This is a genomic window from Nocardioides sp. AN3, from assembly GCF_054653495.1.
This window is the reverse complement of sequence record NZ_BAAIGC010000002.1, coordinates 159,804-177,554: the sequence shown is the minus strand read 5'-3', so window position 1 is coordinate 177,554 and position 17,751 is coordinate 159,804. Positions and strand designations below refer to the sequence as shown.

At 69.8% G+C, this 17,751-nt stretch carries 15 protein-coding genes; 5 read left to right on the top strand and 10 right to left on the bottom strand.

Annotated features, from left to right (window positions below):
• Positions 1–40: 40 nt before the first annotated feature.
• The 7 genes from ACYQ1K_RS03475 to ACYQ1K_RS03445 all read right to left on the bottom strand — a co-directional run bounded on the left by ACYQ1K_RS03475 (position 41) and on the right by ACYQ1K_RS03445 (position 7,852).
• The gene (locus tag ACYQ1K_RS03475; protein WP_459981409.1) at positions 41–751 is read right to left on the bottom strand and encodes a LuxR C-terminal-related transcriptional regulator; all 711 of its coding nucleotides are present in this window, start codon (positions 749–751) and stop codon (positions 41–43) included.
• Positions 752–871: 120 nt separating this feature from the next.
• Complete coding sequence (locus ACYQ1K_RS03470; protein ID WP_459981408.1) at positions 872–1,243, bottom strand: acyl-CoA thioesterase; 372 nt, start codon at positions 1,241–1,243, stop codon at positions 872–874.
• An 89-nt stretch (positions 1,244–1,332) separates the two neighbouring features.
• Positions 1,333–2,307: a 5'/3'-nucleotidase SurE gene (gene surE / locus ACYQ1K_RS03465; protein WP_459981407.1), complete on the bottom strand. Its 975-nt coding sequence runs from the start codon at positions 2,305–2,307 to the stop codon at positions 1,333–1,335.
• Between the two features lie 115 nt (positions 2,308–2,422).
• Positions 2,423–3,451, bottom strand: coding sequence for an ABC transporter permease (locus ACYQ1K_RS03460; protein ID WP_459981406.1), 1,029 nt, complete (start codon positions 3,449–3,451; stop codon positions 2,423–2,425).
• Positions 3,448–4,980: a sugar ABC transporter ATP-binding protein gene (locus ACYQ1K_RS03455; RefSeq protein ID WP_459981405.1), complete on the bottom strand. Its 1,533-nt coding sequence runs from the start codon at positions 4,978–4,980 to the stop codon at positions 3,448–3,450. Before ACYQ1K_RS03455 ends, ACYQ1K_RS03460 begins: the two co-directional genes overlap by 4 nt.
• Positions 4,981–5,166: 186 nt before the next feature.
• Entirely contained in the window at positions 5,167–6,315 is a 1,149-nt protein-coding gene (locus ACYQ1K_RS03450) for a sugar ABC transporter substrate-binding protein (RefSeq protein WP_459981404.1), read from the bottom strand.
• A 163-nt stretch (positions 6,316–6,478) separates the two neighbouring features.
• Positions 6,479–7,852, bottom strand: coding sequence for an NAD-dependent succinate-semialdehyde dehydrogenase (locus ACYQ1K_RS03445; protein ID WP_459981403.1), 1,374 nt, complete (start codon positions 7,850–7,852; stop codon positions 6,479–6,481).
• 203 nt (positions 7,853–8,055) lie between these two features.
• On the opposite strand from ACYQ1K_RS03445, the gene ACYQ1K_RS03440 reads away from it, so the two are divergent.
• From ACYQ1K_RS03440 to ACYQ1K_RS03430, 3 genes are read left to right on the top strand one after another with little or no spacing between them, the layout of a single operon-like run.
• Positions 8,056–8,820, top strand: coding sequence for an SDR family NAD(P)-dependent oxidoreductase (locus ACYQ1K_RS03440; protein WP_459981402.1), 765 nt, complete (start codon positions 8,056–8,058; stop codon positions 8,818–8,820).
• Positions 8,817–9,788, top strand: coding sequence for an alpha/beta hydrolase (locus ACYQ1K_RS03435; protein WP_459981401.1), 972 nt, complete (start codon positions 8,817–8,819; stop codon positions 9,786–9,788). Before ACYQ1K_RS03440 ends, ACYQ1K_RS03435 begins: the two co-directional genes overlap by 4 nt.
• Positions 9,781–11,358: a flavin-containing monooxygenase gene (locus tag ACYQ1K_RS03430; RefSeq protein WP_459981400.1), complete on the top strand. Its 1,578-nt coding sequence runs from the start codon at positions 9,781–9,783 to the stop codon at positions 11,356–11,358. Before ACYQ1K_RS03435 ends, ACYQ1K_RS03430 begins: the two co-directional genes overlap by 8 nt.
• A gap of 243 nt (positions 11,359–11,601) precedes the next feature.
• Here ACYQ1K_RS03430 and ACYQ1K_RS03425 read toward each other — a convergent pair whose 3' ends face one another.
• Positions 11,602–12,783, bottom strand: coding sequence for an NAD(P)/FAD-dependent oxidoreductase (locus tag ACYQ1K_RS03425; protein ID WP_459981399.1), 1,182 nt, complete (start codon positions 12,781–12,783; stop codon positions 11,602–11,604).
• Between the two features lie 3 nt (positions 12,784–12,786).
• Entirely contained in the window at positions 12,787–12,990 is a 204-nt protein-coding gene (locus ACYQ1K_RS03420) for a ferredoxin (RefSeq protein WP_459981398.1), read from the bottom strand.
• Positions 12,991–13,237: 247 nt separating this feature from the next.
• Here ACYQ1K_RS03420 and ACYQ1K_RS03415 point away from each other — a divergent pair, with 247 nt between their 5' ends.
• Positions 13,238–14,395: an acyl-CoA dehydrogenase family protein gene (locus ACYQ1K_RS03415; protein ID WP_459981397.1), complete on the top strand. Its 1,158-nt coding sequence runs from the start codon at positions 13,238–13,240 to the stop codon at positions 14,393–14,395.
• A gap of 86 nt (positions 14,396–14,481) precedes the next feature.
• Here ACYQ1K_RS03415 and ACYQ1K_RS03410 read toward each other — a convergent pair whose 3' ends face one another.
• The gene (locus tag ACYQ1K_RS03410; protein ID WP_459981396.1) at positions 14,482–15,840 is read right to left on the bottom strand and encodes a flavin monoamine oxidase family protein; all 1,359 of its coding nucleotides are present in this window, start codon (positions 15,838–15,840) and stop codon (positions 14,482–14,484) included.
• 229 nt (positions 15,841–16,069) lie between these two features.
• On the opposite strand from ACYQ1K_RS03410, the gene ACYQ1K_RS03405 reads away from it, so the two are divergent.
• Positions 16,070–17,626: an AMP-binding protein gene (locus ACYQ1K_RS03405; protein WP_459981395.1), complete on the top strand. Its 1,557-nt coding sequence runs from the start codon at positions 16,070–16,072 to the stop codon at positions 17,624–17,626.
• The last annotated feature ends 125 nt before the right edge of the window (positions 17,627–17,751 follow it).

Genomic DNA, 17,751 nt, shown 5'->3' with positions numbered 1-17,751 from the left:
TGCGGACGGGCCCACACGCCTGAAGGCCGACTCGTCCCCGTCAGCCGGCATGGAGCTGCTCACGGGCGAAGTCCGTCCCGAGCCGGCCCAGCAGACCCAGCTCCTGTGCCCTGCTGGCTGCCTCGGCCCGGTTGCGAACGCCGAGCTTGCGGTAGACCGAGCTGGTGTGCTGCTTGATGGTGTGCCGCGACAGCTTCAGAGAGGCGGCCGTCTCGGGGTTGCTGAGCCCGTCAGCAAGGTGGTGCAGCACGTCGAGCTCGCGCCGCGAGAGCTTGACGGCCGGGGTCGCCCTGCCCTTCGGGAAGACCCGGCCGCCCTCTGCGACGTGCTTGATCGCCATCAGGAGCGCGCCGGATGCCATGTTCTTCGACAGAGCTGCGACCGCGCCGAGCGACGACGCCAGAGCCGCGGGCATCCGCCCGTCACCGAACATCAGCACCACTTTGACGTGGGGCATCCGCTCGCGCAGCGTCCGGCAGAGCTCTGGCCCGGAGCGCCCGCCCAGCGACGCGCTGACCAACACCACCTGCGGGTAGTGGCGGCGCGCTATCTGCAGTGCGACCTCGGCCGAACCGGCCATCAGGCAGTTCTCGACCCACGGCGCCTCCGCGAGCACCGCACGCAGCCCGGCAAGGAGGAGCTCGTGCTCGTCGACGACGAGGACCCTCTGAGGCCGGACCTCATCGAGCCACTCGCGTTCGACCACCGGCATGCGCTGACCGAGCTCCGCCTCCTGCATCACGACTGTCATCGAGCACCCCGTTCTTGCCGAATTTCCCTGTCAGACGCACGGTCGTCAACCGCGAAGCGAAGGGCACGCGTGGAACTACCTGTTTCGACCACCCGACGCGTCCGAGCGCGCCGCGACAGGTCACCGGGTCAGCAGGGCAGACCGCTCAGCGGAGGTCAGCTCGCGTGAGCGGCGAGCGTCGGGATCCCAGGCGGAGTAACGGGTCTCGGCAACGCTGGCCACCTCACCGTCGGCGGCGCACAGCACGATCTCGGCCTCGAAGCTGGACCGGCCGACCCGGGCGATCCCGACGTGAACGCGGACCGGACTGTCCGCGCGGCGCACCTCGCGCAGGTAGGTCACCCCGAGATCCGCGACCACGAAGTGCGGGTCGGGCACGCCCCAGACCTCGGCCATGAACTGGCCGATCGCCTCGGCGTAGATCACCGGGTACGCGGTCGCCGTCAGGTGGTCGTAGCCGTCGAAGTCGCGCCACCACAGTCGCAGGTCCATCGACCACCACTCGGTGTAGCCGGCCGGGGCCCGACGCCTGCGGCCCGGGCCCCGGTCGGTGGTACCACTGGCGCTCGCCGGCTCGATCCTCACGGCGCCGTGCGGTTGAGGCGGGTGACCAGTTGGTCGACGAAGGCCAGCTTCGCGGAGGCCGGCGGTTCGACCGCGAGGGAGCCGTCGAGGGGCGAGATGGAGGCGTAGCCGCGGGCCACCAGGCGGTAGTCGACGTTCGTCGGGCCCTGCCGGTCCGCGGTGGCGGCGTACAGCGGAGCGAGGCTGTAGCCGACCTTGTACTGCCCCGGGCCCGTCGCGGTGTAGGTGGTCGGGATCGGCTCGGTGGCGGCCAGCGAGGCGACGCCGGTGCCCTTGAACGTCCCGGCCGGGTAGTTGATGTTGAGCCCCATCCGGCCCGGCATCAGGTCCTGGCAGCTCCGCGCGCTGCGCTGGAGGGTCGTCACCATCTGACGCACGAGCGTCGCGGTGCCGGCGAAGTTCATCGAGCCGGTGCCGTCCCAGTGCGGGTCGAACTCGGCCGGGTGGGCGGAGCTGACCGCGATGGCGGGCACGCCGAGGTCCATGGCGGTGACGGCGGCACCGATCGTGCCCGAGTGGTTGATCGTCCGGGAGAGGTTGGTGCCGGCGTTGGCGCCGGAGACCACGAGGTCCGGGGCGCCGTCCGGGTAGAGGGCGCCGAGCGCCAGCGCGACCGAGTCCGAGGGCGAGCCGGACACGGCGTACACGTTCGGGTCACCGGCCACGGGCTGGGTGACGGTCAGCGTGCCGCCGTACGCCAGGGCACCGCCCTTGCCGGTCTGGTTGGTGTCGGGGGCGACGAGCTTGACGTGCTCCCCGGCGGCGACGAGGGCGTCGTACACCGCCGTGATGCCGTCCGCGGAGTAGCCGTCGTCGTTGGTCAGCAGGATGTTCAGCGGCCGAGCGCAGCCGGAAGTCGCGCTGTGCGTCGCTGCGTTCCCCGCCGGCGACGTCACGACGACTCCGGTCGCGACGGCGCCGATGGCGAGCAGGCCCACCACCGCCGAGATGGCCTTCCTTCGGTTGTTCATGTCTGCCCCTTTCCCGGCGACCGCCCATCGACCGCCTCGAGCCGGGCCAACGTAGGTTCGCCGGCTCGACCCGAGACGGCCGTGGGCCTTGGCGATGACCCGGATGGGGGTGGTCTCAGGGCTCCCGCCGGTCCCCCAGGCGAGCGGCCAGGCCAACACCGATGATCAGGGCGCCCCCGTTGACGAAGTTCGCCACGTAGGGCTGGGCGCCGGCCAGGTTCAGACCGCTGTTGAGGACAGCGAGGAAGTAGACCGCCACGAGGACGCCCCCCACGTTGTACTTGCCTGGCCGGATCGCCGCCGCGCTCAGGAACGCGGCCGCGAGGGCCGGGAGCAGCAGCGCGTCGGCGAGATGTGGATTGGCTCCTCCGGACCGTGCCACCTGGAGGACGCCGGCCGCACCGCAGACCGCGCCGGCGATGACGAACGTCAACCCGACGACCAGCTTGACGCGGATGCCGGCGAGACGCGCAGCCGACCGGTTCGAGCCGAGGGCGTAGAGGTAGCGGCCGAACGGAGTGTGGTCGATGAGGTAGTACACGACCACCGCCACCAGCGCGAGTGCGTAGACGGTGCGCGGGATCCCCAGCCAGCTGAGGGTGCCGAAGTCGGTCACCCCCTGGGAGATGTTGCCCGCGACGGTCACTCCTCCGGTCTTCAGACTGATGATGCCGGTGATGATGATCGAGATGCCCAACGTCGTGATGACGGCGTTGACGCCCATCCTGGTGACGAGGACCGCGTTGACGACGCCGACACAGACGCCGATGGCGATCCCGATGACGAGCGCGAGGAACGGGTTCATCCCGTTGGTCATGAACTGCGCGACGAAGACCGAGCTGAGGGCTGCCGATCCGCCGATCGACAGGTCCCACTCGTTGCAGATCAGCGGGATCAGCGCCGCGAGTGCGGTGATGGCCACGACCGTGTTCGAACCAAGCAGCACCTGCAGGTTGGCGCTGGTCGGGAAGGTCGCCGACGTCCGGGACCAGAGGCTGAAGAAGACGAAAGCGCCCACCAGCAGACCCAGGAACGCGTACGCCTCGAGGTAGGAGCGCACGCTGCGCCGCGGCCGCCGGACCGGCTCGATGGACTCTGGCCGGGCTTGCTCGCCGACCGTGATGTTGTCTGACACGGAGCTCATACCGTCACTTCCTTCGATTGACCATGGGCGAGGCGCTCGACGCGGCTGCTGGTGAGTTCGGCTCGTGGCACTTCGCCCACGATCCGTCCTCCTCGGAGGACGATCACGCGGTCGCAGATCGCTGCCAGCTCCTCGCTGTCCGAGGACGCGATGAGTGCCACAGCACCCGCCTCGACGGCATCTCGGATCAGGAGGTAGATCTCGTGGCGGGCGCCGACGTCGACGCCCTGGGTGGGCTCGTCGAGGAGGACCACGCGCGGCGAGCGCCGCAGCCAGCGGGCGACCATCACCTTCTGCTGGTTGCCTCCGGAGAGCGCGGACAGGGGGTCTTCGACCGACTGCGCCTTGATCCGGAACCGTGACAGGAGCCCGCGGGCGTCGCGACGCTGGAGGCCGGCGCGCAGCCGACCCTTCGTCCAGTAGTCGGAGAGCACGGCCACCGACACGTTGTCGGTCAGGCTGAGCTCGGGGAAGGCGGCGTCCTCAGCACGGTTCTCCGGGACGTAGGCGATGCCGGCGCGCATCCCGTCGCGCGGGGTCGCGAGCGACAGCGGCTGACCGGCGAGACGCACGGATCCGGACTCGATCGGCAGCACGCCGAACAGCGACTTGAGCAGGCTCGAGCGGCCCGAGCCCACCAACCCTGCGACGCCGACCACCTCGCCGGCATGCAGCGTCAGGTCGACCGGCCCGATCGGGCCGGCGCAGAGTGCCTCCGCCTCCAGGATGGCCGGGCCGAGCTCGGCCTCGGCGTTCGGCGCGATCTCGTCGACAGCTCGTCCCACGATCAGCTCGATCAGGTCGGCCCGCGTGATCGAGCGCGGTGCGACCTCGCTGACCAGCTGCCCGTTGCGGAGCAGGATCGCGTTGTCGGCGACAGCGAACACCTCTTCGAGGCGGTGGGTGACGAAGATGACGGTCTGGCCCTGGTCAGCGTGCTTGCGAACAGCGTCGAGCAGGAGTCGCACCTCGGTGTCGGGCAGGGACACGGTGGGCTCGTCCAGGACGAGGATGCCGCCGTCTCCGCCGACCTGCAGGGCGCGCGCGATCGCGACCATCGCCTGGCGTGCCGGACCGAGCTCGCCGAGGAGCTGGTCGGGGAGGGCTTCGATGTCGTACTTGTCCAGCACCTCAGCGGCCCTCCGGCGCGCCGCGCGCCAGCGCACGCGACCCCCTCGAGCGAGCGGGAAGCCGTATCCACCGATCGCGAGGTTCTCGGCCACGGTGAGCTCGGGGAAGGTGGAGCGCTGCTGGTGCACGAACCTGAGCCCGGCCGATGCCGCCCGCGCGGGGGTCATGTCGCTCAGCGGGATGGTCTGGTCACCGATCGTCAGGCGGCCCTCATCGGCTCGTTCGACGCCTGCGAGCATCTTGATCAGCGTCGACTTCCCGGACCCGTTCCCGCCCAGCAGTGCGTGCACCTGGCCAGCGGCCAGTGAGAACGACACCCCGTCGACGGCCTTGTTGGACCCGAAGGACTTGTGCGCGTCGGTCAGCACCAACGCGTGGGCACTCAGGTCTGCGCTCACGATGATCCCCTCGGGTAGATGTCATGGTCGATCGGCACAACGATGCGGCGCGCCGGGCGTCCTGTGCGGTCCTGCGAGGCGACCCCCCCCCCGGCTGGGTCAGGCGCCTGGAGGTCGAGCGTCATGGTCCGAGGCGGGCCGCCCGCCGGGTCGCGCGGCCCACCTCTGATCACATGGACCGCTCGCTCAGCTCACGCCCCACATGGTCTGGAAGGCCGAGCGGAAGTCGACGGGTGGCGTGTACGGCTGGCCCTCCGGCGGCATGTTGTGCTCCTTGTCGCAGACCTGGATCCCGTTGCCGGTGTCGACAGCATTCGGGTCCTGCTTGTCGAAGATCCGGATCATCGCGTCGACAGCGCTGTAGATCTCCCACTCGACCGACTGGCCCGCGCATGCCTGCTCGCCGGTGCCCTTGCGGATCTGATCGACGGCGGCCGCCGTGCCCTCGCCGCCTCCGATGGCCAGCGACTTCGATCGTCCCGACGCCTGGAGAGCCTGCGCTCCGCCGCTCTGGGTCATCACGACGTCATAGGCCGGGATGTAGGCGTTCGCCTCCGGGTGCTGGACCAGTGCCTGCTGGATCTTCTGCTGCAGAGCCGGGCCGAGGTCCGTGCCGACGAAGGTCGCATCACCGACAACGGAGCAGCCCGAGCACTTCGCGATCTCCCGCCGGATGCCCTTGCTGGACAGCACGGTGGTCCACTGGTCCGTCTCGGTGTCGATGACCACCTTCGCCTTGCCGTTGGTCTTCGCGATCACCCACGCGGCCTGAGCCGATCCCCAGTCCTCCGTCGTGTCGGCGAAGGACTCGTGATTGGCGTACGTGACGACGTGCGACAACAGCGGCGGCGAGCACTCCTTGGTCTCGACGCCGACGACGGGGATGCTCGCCGTCTTCGCCTGCTCGAGGGCGTTCTTCACCGTCGGGCAGTCAATGGCAGACAGGATGACACCGTCCGCCTTCGCGACCACCGCCTGCTGGATGCCCGTGAGCATCTGGTTGGGGTCGTACTTCGCGTCGAACACGTGCACCGTCCAGCCCAGCTTCGCGGCCGCCTCCTTCGCCGCCGCGACCCCACGCGTGGCGTAGTCGCTGCCCAGGCTCGCCTCGATCAGCCAGATCGACTTCCCGGTCGGCGGCGTCACCTTCGGCCCGGCCGGCGTCTTGTACGTGCCCTTGTACAAAGCTTCCAGCCGTGCCTGGTAGGCGTTCTGGTCGGCAGTGCTCGTTGAGCTGCTTGCCGTGGAGTTGTCACCACCGCACGCTGCGAGCCCGAAGCTCAGCGTCGTGGCGGCTACCAAAGCGGCTGTGCGCCGCCACCTGATGTACTTCACGAGCTCCTCCTCTTCCTCGGCCCGGCAACGAGGGTCCGGACCAGCGCGACCGCGATCGGTCGCTTCTGGGAACTACGCCACAAACTCGCGACGAGTCGTGGATCACACTGAGCAGGACCGCCCGGGTGGGGGAGGCCCTGCCACAGCGTCGAATGCGTGAAGCTCAGCCGGCGATGCGGATGAGCTTGCGGTTGACGAACTCGTCGACGGCGAACGGACCGAGCTCGCGCCCGAAGCCCGAGCGCTTCGTGCCGCCGAAGGGCAGGCCCGGCTCCTCCGCGCCCACGATGTTCACGAAGACCATGCCTGCGTCGAGCGCCGTGGCCACCCGCTGCGCCTGGTCGGCGTCCGTGGTGAAGACGTAGGACCCCAGTCCGAAAGGAGAGTCGTTGGCAACACTGATCGCCTCCTCTTCCGAGGAGACGCGGTAAAGACTTGCGACGGGACCGAACAGCTCCTCGCGGGCCGCCTCGTTGGTGGGGTCGATGTCCGCGAGCACGGTGGGCGCGTACGCCGCTCCGTCCCGCGAACCACCGGCGAGCACCTTGGCGCCCCCGGCGACGACCCGGTTGACCTGGTCCTCGAGGAACTCGGCCGCACCGACCGAGGACAGCGGGCCGAGGGCGGTCTCCGCGTTCGACGGATCACCCGGCGTCAGCTGGGCCAGCGCCCCGGTCATCTTCTCGACGAACCCGTCGTAGAGGCTGTCGATCACCACGAACCGCTTCGCGCCGCAGCACATCTGGCCGGCGTTGTCGTAGAAGCGCACGCCGAGAGCGGCCTCCACCGTCGCGTCGAGGTCGTCGGTGCTGAGCACGATGAACGGGTCATTCCCCCCGAGCTCGAGGACGACCTTCTTCAGGTTGCGCCCGGCGATCTCGGCCACATGCGCACCGACGCCCTCCGAACCGGTGACGGAGACGCCCTGGATCCGCGGGTCGGCGATCAACCGGTCGACCTGCGCGTAGGTCGCATACAGGTTCTCGTACGCGCCGGCGGGCAGGCCCGCGTCCAGGAAGATCTGCTCCATGGCCGCGGACGACTCCGGGCACTGCGCGGCATGCTTGAGCACGATGGTGTTGCCGGCCATCAGGTTGGGCGCGGCGAACCGGGCGACCTGGTAGTAGGGGTAGTTCCATGGCATGACGCCGAGGAGCACGCCGACCGGCGTACGCCGCACAACGGCTGTGCCCTCGCCCCACTCGAGCGCCACCGGCTCATCGGCCAGGAACCTCTCGGCGTTGCGGCCGTAGTAGTCGTAGATCGCGCTGGCGAAGTCGACCTCGAGCCCGGCCTGCTCGACGGGCTTGCCCATCTCGCGGCTGATGATGCGGGCGAGCTCGTCGCGGCGCTCGGCGTACAGCTCGGCGACACGGCCGAGCAGGGCACCGCGCTCGGCAGGCGAGAGGGTCCGGCCCCAGGTCCGGTAGGTCTCGTCGGCATGAGCGACCTTCGCCTCGAGCTGGTCATCGGTCAGTGCGGCGAACTCCTGGACGGTCTGCCCCGTGTACGGGTCGACGATGGCGTAGGTGCTCACGACGTCCTCTCTGGTCGTAGCTGGACTGTGCTTCGTCCCGCCACGCTCCCGTCGTCGGTCCGGGGTGGGTGACCCTCGCCGGGAAACACCGCCCGCCCGGGGGAGGCCGGCTCCGCGGGGCAGGGTGCGGACATCACCCAACCGGGCGGTCCCCGCCGTTGGAATCGCAGAGCACGGCGGTCAGCACGCGCATCCTCGACCTCATGACTTCGACCACCGACATCTTCGACATCGCCGGCAAGCGAGCCATCGTCACCGGAGCCAGCCGCGGCATCGGCCGGGCGATCGCGCTCGCGTACGCCGAGGCGGGGGCACACGTGCTGATCATGGCCCGATCGGAGGAGGGCCTGAAGGAGACCGCCGCGCTGGGTGCTGAGTTCAGCGGCACGATCGACGTCCAGGCCGCCGACCTGCTCGCGCCGGAGTCCGCCGAGGCCGCGATCCTCACAGCAGCCGAGACCCTCGGCGGCATCGACATCCTGGTCAACAACGCCGCCGACGACCACGACTCCCCGATCGAGAAGACCGACCTCGCCGTCTTCCAACGGGTGGTCGACCTCAACCTCCAGTCGTGCTGGGTGATGACCAAGGCCGCCTCGCCGTTCCTCAAGGACGGCGGAGGGAAGGTCATCAACGTCGCCTCGGTCCTCGGCCTGGTCGGCATGCGCGACGACAGCGCCTACATCGCGGCCAAGCACGGGCTCGTGGGTCTCACCCGGGCCGTCGCCCTCGAGTGGGCGCGCAAGAACGTGCAGGTGAACGCTCTCGCCCCCGGTTTCGTCGAGACGGCGATGCTGCCCCAGCTGGGCCAGGAGGGCGTCGCGGACTACATCCGCAAGCAGGTGCCCGCGGGGCGCTGGTCGCAGCCCGAGGAGTACGCCGGCCCGGCGATCTTCCTCGCGTCCTCGGCGTCCGACTACATGACGGGCCAGGTGCTCGTGACCGATGGTGGTCTGACCGCGCAATGAGCATGCCGTTGGACGGTGCTTCTCGCGCCCTCATGGACGAGCTGGCAGCTGCCGGGACGCCGCCCGTCAGAGAGCTCACGCCGGCCATCGTCCGGCTGGGTGACATGATCCTGGCCGGTCACAGCGGGCCCGGCCCGGCGGTCGGCTCGGTCTCGGACCTGCGCCTCACGGGCGCCGACAGTGGCACCTTCCGCGTGCGCGTGCTACGTCCTGCGCAGAGGCCGCGGGCAGTCGTCGTCTACTTCCACGGCGGTGGCTGGGTGCTCGGCGACATCGACCTGCAGTACGACCACGTCGCCCGGGACCTGGTCAACGGCGGCCAGGTCACGGTCGTCCTCGTGAACTACCGCAAGGCTCCCGAGCACCCGTTCCCCACGGCGATCGACGACGGCTGGACCGCGCTCCAGTGGGCTGCCGAGAACGCCTCCGACCTGGCCCCGGCGGGGGTCCCGCTGGTCGTCGCCGGCGACAGCGCCGGTGGCAACATCGCCGCGGTGCTGGCTCGCCGCGCGCGCGACCGGAACGGTCCGCGCATCGACCAGCAGATCCTGATCTACCCGGTGACCGGCTGCGACGTGGACACCACTTCCTACCTCGCGCCGGAGAACCAGCTGTTCCTCGACCGCGACACGATGATCTGGTTCTGGGACCAGTACGTCCCGGACAAGGAAGGGCGCACCGACCCGGACGCCTCGCCGATCCACGCCCCGTCGCTGGCCGGCCTCCCGCCCGCTCTGGTCTACCTCGCGGCGTACGACCCTCTGCACGACGACGGCGTCGCCTATGCCCACGCACTGCGCGAAGCCGGAGTGCCGGTGCGGCTCGAGGTGGCCGAGACCCAGATGCACGGATTCATGCAGATGGCGGGGATTCTCCCCGGCTACGACCAGGGCCTCCGGCTGCTGAGCGATCACCTGACCACCCTCACCTCCGCTTCCACCTCCATCGAGGAGTCCCTCCATGGCTGACCACGACGTCCTCGTCATCGGCGCCGGATTCGCCGGCATGTACCAGCTGCACCTGCTGCGGCAGCGCGGCTTCGACGTGGTCGTGGTCGAGGCGGGCGCCGACGTCGGGGGCACCTGGTTCTGGAACCGCTACCCGGGTGCGCGCTGCGACATCGAGTCGATCGAGTACTCCTACTCGTTCGACGCCGACCTGGAGCAGGAGTGGATCTGGACCGAGCGGTACGCCGCCCAGCCGGAGCTCCTCCGCTACGCCCGCCACGTCGCCGACCGCTTCGACCTGCGCCGCGACATCGTCTTCGGCACCCGGGTCGAGGCGCTCGACTGGGACGAGGTCGCCCGGCACTGGACGGTGTCGACGTCCGACGGGACCACCCGCACGGCGTCGTACGTCATCGCGGCCACCGGTTGCCTGTCCGTTCCCTCGCGGCCCGACATCGCGGGGCTCGACGACTTCGCAAGCGAGCTGTACTGGACCTCGAGCTGGCCCGACGGCGTCGACCTGGCCGGGAAGCGGGTCGGCGTCATCGGCACCGGCTCCTCCGGGCTGCAGACCATCACCGCCATCGCGCCGCTCGTCGGTTCGTTGACCGTCTTCCAGCGCACCGCCTGCTACGCCGTACCCGCGCACAACGGCCCCGTCGCCGACCTCCTGCCGAGCGTCAAGGCCGACTACCCGGCGCGCCGGGTGGTGAGCCGGATGACCCCGAGCGGCTACCAGTGCCCCGTCGAGACCACGTCGCTGGCCGAGATCCCGGCCTCCGAGACCTCCGCCGCGCTCGACAAACGCTGGGATGTCGGCGGCCTGTGCTTCACCGACACGTTCGCCGACGTGCTGATCGACGTTGAGGCGAACGAACGCGTGTCAGCGTACGTCCGCGAGCGGATCCGCGCAAAGGTCGAGGACCCCGTGGTCGCGGCGAAGCTGCTCCCCACCTTCCCGATCGCGACCAAGCGGCTGTGTGTCGATACCGGCTACTACGAGGTCTACAACCAGGACAACGTGACGCTGGTCGACATCTTGGAGGAGCCGATCGAGCGAGTCACCGCACGCGGCATCCAGGCCGGCGGTGCGGAGCACGAGCTCGACGTGATCATCATGGCGACCGGGTTCGACGCGATGACCGGAGCGCTCGACGCCATGGAGATCCGCAACGCGGACCGGACGCTGAGCGCGAAGTGGGCGCACGGCCCGCGCACCTACCTCGGCCTCATGTCTGCCGGGTTCCCCAACCTGTTCACGATCTGCGGCCCGCAGAGCCCGTCGGTGCTCTCCAACGTGATCACCTCGCTGGAGTACCACGTCGAGTGGATCGCCGATGCGCTCACCAGCCTGCGCGACCGCGGCCTGAGGCGTATCGAGCCGCTGACGGAGAACGAGGACAACTGGGTGCAGGCGAACAACGATCTCGCCGACCTGACCCTGATGCCGCAGGCCGCGTCCTGGTACATGGGCGCGAACATCCCCGGCAAGCAGCGCGTCTTCATGCCGTTCGTCGGCGGTGTCGGGATGTACAAGGAGATCGCCGACGGCGTCGCCGCCGCCGGATACCACGGCTTCGAGCTGTCCTGACCGCGGGTTCAGGCCCGCAGGTCTCAGGCCCGCGGGCCGAGCCTGACGGTAGCGCCTTCACCTGGTTGATGAAGAACGACTCGGCGTACGGCGCCTCGCCGACGATCTCCATCCCCCCGAGCCCGGACTCCTGGCGCGACGCCCACAGAGCGAGGTCGAGCTCGGGGACGTGTCGCATTCGACCTCCCGTCTGCGCATTGCTCGGGCGCGACGCGGTGTCAGCGTCGCCAGGACACGTCGGCGTCAGCCGAGCGCGGCCGCCGCGTCAGCGAACGGAACGCCGTTGAGGATGTCGCGCTTGGAGAGCGCGAGCTGGCGCGGGGAGTTGATGCACAGGGCACCGCGCAGGCGATCGCCGCGGCCGAACAGCGCCACGAGCGAGGATTCGCTGGGCTGCGTCACGTGGATCACGTCATCGCCGGTAACGTACCCGACGAACTTGACCTTGGCGTCGAACTGGTCGGACCAGAAGTAGGGAACCGGGGCGAACGCCTCGTTCGCCCCCATCAGGGTCCTGGCGGCATGGGTGCCCTGCTCGACCGCGTTGAGCCACTGCTCGACGCGCATGGTCTCGCCGAAGAGGCCGTTCGGCCACCGGGCGATGTCGCCAGCGGCGACGACGCCCGGTGCCGAGGTGCGCAGCGTCTCATCGCACACCACGCCGTCGGAGAGCTCGATGCCACTGCCCTCGAGCCACCCCGTGTCGGGCACGACGCCGACGCCCGCGACGATGAGGTCGGCGGACAGGACGGTGCCGTCCGAGAGGTGCACCTTCGAGCCGCCCGCCGTGGCCTCGACCCGGTCGACGCCGGTGCCGACGTGGAGCCGGACGCCCTGGTCGGTGTGGTGATCCAGGAACCAACGTCCGATCTCGGTGCCGAGGACGCGGGTCAGCGGGAGCTGGGCGATCTCGACGACGGAGACGTCCAGGCCCATCTTCCGGGCCGTCGCCGCGACCTCGAGGCCGATGAACCCCGCGCCGATCACGACGAGATGGCGGCCGGGCACGAGCTCGGCGTGCAGGGCGAGAGAGTCGGACAGCGTACGGATCTCAAAGACACCAGGCACACCGGCAAGCGGCGGAAGCGCGCGGGTCCGCGACCCGGTGGCGATGACAAGGCCGTCGTACGGGAGCTCAGAGCCACCCTCGAGGGTCACCCTCCTGCCGGCCGGATCGAGACCGACGGCCCGCCTGCCGAGGGACACGCGGACGTCCTGCTCGTTGTACCAACTGGGCTCCTTGAGCAGGAGCGTGTGGTGCTGATGCCCTTCGCGCAGCGCCTCCTTGGACAGCGGCGGGCGGTCGTAGGGCAGCACCTCCTCGGCGCTGACCAGCATGACCTCACCCTCGAAGCCCGCGTGCCGCAAGCCGTCGACGGCGTTCACCGCTGCGACGGATCCGCCGACCACCACCACGCGATCCATGGCTCAGACCCGCTCGAGGCTGATCGCGTTCTCCGGGCACGAGCGCACAGCGCGCTCGGCCTCCTCGAGGCGGTCGTCGGCTGGCGCGGGCTCCAGAAGGATCGCCATGCCCGACTCGTCGTCGATGTCGAACAGGTCGGGGCACTCCATCATGCAGCACGCGCATCCCGTGCATCCGTCGAGATCGAGCGTCAGCTTCAGCGTCATGGCGGGACTCTCCTTGCGTTCAGGCAGGTACGACGCCCAATGTCCGGGTCATCCGTGCGTCGATGGGGGGTGAGCGCCGAAGACTGCCCAACCGGGGGGTGCGCATGTCTCGGGCCTGGCTCCCGGCGCAGACGTGCCCCCTCCATCCCCCACCCGGGCATCACCGGGATCAGCGACCGGGTTCCCTCCTCGCCGGTGCCTACATTCGACCGCCGAAACCACGCATCCCAACGAGCTGAGGTCCCCCATGCACCGCACCGTCTTCGACGACGACCACGAGTCCTTCCGCAAGACCCTGCGCGCCTTCCTGGAGGCCGAGGTGCTGCCCCACTACGACGCGTGGTTCTCCGCCGGGGTCGTGCCCAAGGAGCTGTACCTCAAGCTCGGCGAGCTCGGTCTGTTCGGGATCTCGGTGGCCGAGGAGTACGGCGGCGCGGGACTCGCCACCCACAAGTTCACCGCCATCGAATACGAGGAGATCGCTCGCGTCGGCGTCCTCCTGGGCGGCTCCAGCGCACACGTCCTCCTCGCACTCCCCTACGTGCAGATGCTGGCCACCGACGAGCAGAAGGCCCGCTACCTGCCCAGCTTCGTCACCGGCGAGGAGATGTGGGCGCTCGCCATGACCGAGCCCGGCGCGGGCTCGGACCTCGCGGGGATGCGGACGACGGCGAAGCTCTCGGCTGACGGGAGCCACTACGTGCTCAACGGTGCCAAGACCTTCATCACCGGGGGTGCACTGGCCGACCGCGTGATCGTGGCGGCCCGGACCAGCCCCGCCAAGGAGGATGATCGCCGCTACGGCATCTCCCTGTTTGCGGTCGAAACCTCGCTCCCGGGCTACTCCGTGGGGCGCAAGCTGGACAAACTGGGGCTGCGCACCTCCGACACCGCGGAGTTGGCCTTCGTCGACGTCCGGGTCCCGGCGCAGGACCTGCTCGGCGAGGAGAACCAGGGCTTCTCCTATCTCGGCAAGAACCTCGCCTCCGAGCGCTGGGGCATCGCCCACGGCGCCTACGCCCAGGCCAAGGCCGCCGTCGAGCTCGCGAAGGCGTACGTGACCGACCGCAAGGTGTTCGGCCAGCCCGTGGCCAGCTTCCAGAACACCAAGTTCGAGCTCGCCGCCTGCCAGGCCGAGGTCGACGCGGCCGAGGCCGTCACTGACCGCGCACTCGAAGCACTCGACGCAGGCGAGCTCACCGCTGCCGAGGCCGCGTCCGCCAAGCTCTTCTGCAGCGAGGTCGCCCACCGCGTCATCGACCGCTGCCTGCAGCTGCACGGCGGCTATGGCTTCATCAACGAGTACCCCATCGCACGCCTCTACGCCGACAACCGGGTCAACCGGCTCTACGGCGGAACCTCCGAGGTGATGAAGCTGATCATCGCCCACGACATGGGACTCTGAAGCCCAAGACTCAGAGGACTTCCGAGCCTGGATGCGAACGAGGGCGCGGCCAGCGCCTGCTGGCCGCGCCCTCATTTCGTCTCTGGTTACGCCATGCTCTCCAGCGTCTTGTGCGCAGCGCGCTGGCCCGCGGCGGCGGCCGCCGCCAGGGACGGGTCGGCGAGGTAGTCGCCGGCGAACCGGATCGGGCCCATCGGTTCGCGCAGTGTGCTCTGCGACGTGGTGCGCTTGCCCGGCTCCCAGTAGGAGACCACGCGAGGCTGGCGCTTGACCACGACGTGGTCGATCTGTCCCTCGAGCTCCGGGAACATGGACAGCAGGTCGCGCAGGAACCGCTGCTCGATCTCCTCGTCGGCGAGCTCGGCGAGCTTGTCCGCGGCTGAGCCACCAGCCAGCAGGACCAGTGCCCCGCCGGGCCGGCGCGGGCCGGCGGCTCGCAGCGGTGCCGCGTGGTTGAACGCCATCTGAAAGGACAGCTCGGGTGTCGAGATGCCGTAGTAGTCGTCCCACCGCTGTGCCCCCTCCTCCGTCGTGAAGACGCCGGCCAGGATGTAGCGGCCGTACTTGATGTCGGCGAGCGCGGCACGCTGGGCCGACGGCAGCTCGGGCATGATCTCCAGCGCCCGGTCGGCTGGCGTCGCGACGATCGCCCGGCGTGCCGTCACCCGAACCGGGCCGCTCACATCGACGTACTCGACCGTCACCTCGTCATCGCTCCAGGTGATCTGACGCGCCTCCGCGCCCAGGCGCAACCGGTCGCCGAGCTCGGCGGCGAGCGCGTCGGTGAAGGTCTGGTTCCCGCCCACGGGCAGCGCGAAGTTGGGCACCTTGGCGGCCTTCTCCAGTGCCGTGCCGATCGAGACGGCGAGCTGGGTGGCGGCGGTCTCCTCCGGGTCGCAGCCGATCCACTGTCCCGACCATGCGTCGAACAACGCCACCATCTCGGGAGACCTCACGCCGCGCATCAGAGCCTCGGCGCCGGTCTGCGACTCCAGCCGCGTGCGGCAGGCGAGCGCGGTCGTGGCATTCTTGCCGAACAGCCGGCGGTAGGCCCACTTGATCCGTAGCCCGACCCGCGCCAGCTCGACCTTGGCCGCCAGCGACATACGGGAGCGCAGCAAGAGCAGCGTGGGACTGTCCGTCGTCACCAACCGGCCCTTGAGGTAGAGGGCGGCCTTGCGGCCGGCGAGCGAACCGCGCTCGATCTCGAAGCGGTCCATCACGTCGAAGAGGGGACCCTCGCCCTCGGTGAACTGGGTGCCGACGTTGAGCCAGTAGCCGCCCCGGCGCACTGACTCCACGCGCCCACCGGCGCGGGTGTCGGCCTCCAGGACCATCACGTCGGCGTTCGGCGACAGAGTCGTCGCGGCGACCAGGCCTGCGGCGCCCGCGCCGATGACGATGACGTCGCACTTCTCTTCACGGATGGCGGAGTCGATCTGCATGGCTCGATCGTCGCGGCTGGCACGGTGCGCGGTGGCGGCATCGGCGGCACCGCGCCCAGTCGGGGGATGACGAGCCCAGAAGCCGTCTCCCCCAGTCGGGTGCCGCTTCCCGAGAGGCCACCCCGACCGGATGCGTGGCGGGTTCCCTAAGCCCCTCCATCCCATCGAGCCGCCGTGCACCTCGTGGCCGAGCCGGTTCCCGAGGCCACAGAGAGAGGCAGCCTCCACCATGGCTCACGCCACCGTCTTCGCCGTACTCCAGGAGCAGGCCGAGCTGTTCCCGGAAGCGCCAGCCCTCCTCATCGACGGAAAGGACTGGTCCCGCGCCGAGCTCCATGCCTCGGTCCGCGCGATCGGCGCCGCGCTCCAGTCGCTCGGCCTCGGCAAGGGCGACCGCGGCGTCATCGTCTCCGACAACCGCTTCGAGACCGTGGCCGCGTGGCTCGGGATCGACGCCGCCGGCATGATCGACGTGCCGATCAACCCCGACGCCCGGGGTGCGTTCCTGCGCTACTTGGTCGAGGACTGCGCTCCGCGGGTGGTCTTCGGTCTTCCGCACTACCTGCGCGCGCTGGCCGAGGTCGTCGACGAGCACCCGGAGTTCGCCATCGTCATCGAGCCCGACGGCGGCGAGAGCCCGTTCGGTCCCCGCACCCGCCATCTGACCTACGCCGAGCTGCTGGACCTCGGGCGTGCCGCCACCCTGCAGCCGCCGGCTGAGAGTGACATCGCCACCATGATCTACACCTCCGGGACGACCGGCCCGTCGAAGGGAGTGATGCTGCCGCAGGCCTACCACGTCACCTGGGCCCGCCGAGGAGCGCTCGCCCTCGGGATGCAGGCCGGGGAGACCTGCTACACGGCCGAGCCGCTCTTCCACTCCGACGCCCGGTCCTACGTCGTCGCCTGCCTGATGACCGGCGGCCGGCTCGCGCTCGGCAAGCGGTTCAGCGTCAGCCGGTTCTGGGACGAGGTGCGCGCCTGCGATGCGTCCTACTTCGCCTACCTCGGGACGATGCTGTCGATGCTCCATTCCGCGCCACGGCGGCCCGGCGAGAGGAGCACACGTCCGCTCATCGGCGTCGGGGGCGGCCTGCCGGTCGCCATCCAGCACGACTTCGAGGAGCGCTTCGGCGTCGTCCTCGTGGAGATGTACGGCATGACCGAGGCGCTCGGCATCACCATGAACAGCCCGGACGATCGCCGCCTCGGCGCGGTCGGCCGACCCTCCCCCGAGCTCGAGACGCAGCTGGTCGATGAGCACGACCGCCCGGTCGCCGTCGGCGAGATCGGCGAGCTCGTCCTGCGGCCGCGGATGCCGGATGTCATCATGGCCGGCTACTGGAACAAGCCCGAGGCGACTCTCGCCTCCTGGCGAAACCTGTGGTTCCACACCGGTGACCGGATGCGCGCCGACGAGGACGGCTACCTCTACTACGTCGGCAGGTTGAAGGACTCGATCCGGCGACGCGGCGAGAACGTGTCGGCGTGGGAGGTCGAGCTCGCGCTCGCCAAGCACGAGGCCGTGCTCGAGGCGGCCGTCATCGGCGTGCCGTCGGATCTGGGTGAGGAGGACGTGGCGGCGCTCCTGGTGCCCCGCGACGGCGCGGACATCGACGCTGCAGCCGTGCGCGAGTTCCTCGCCGCCGACCTTCCCAAGCATGCGCTGCCGCGCTACCTCGAGATCGTCGGGGAGCTTCCGAAGACCCCCACCGAGCGGGTCAACAAGGACCAGGTGCGCGCTCGCGGGATCACCGCCGCTGCGTGGGACGCGGAGAACGCCTGACCCGCTTCACCGATCGATGACCCCGGCACTCCCCCAACTGGGCGTACCTGTTGCCGGGGTCACACCCGGCGCGGACCCGCAACCTACGTTCGCGCTACCTGAAACGACTCTGACCTGCTCCGACG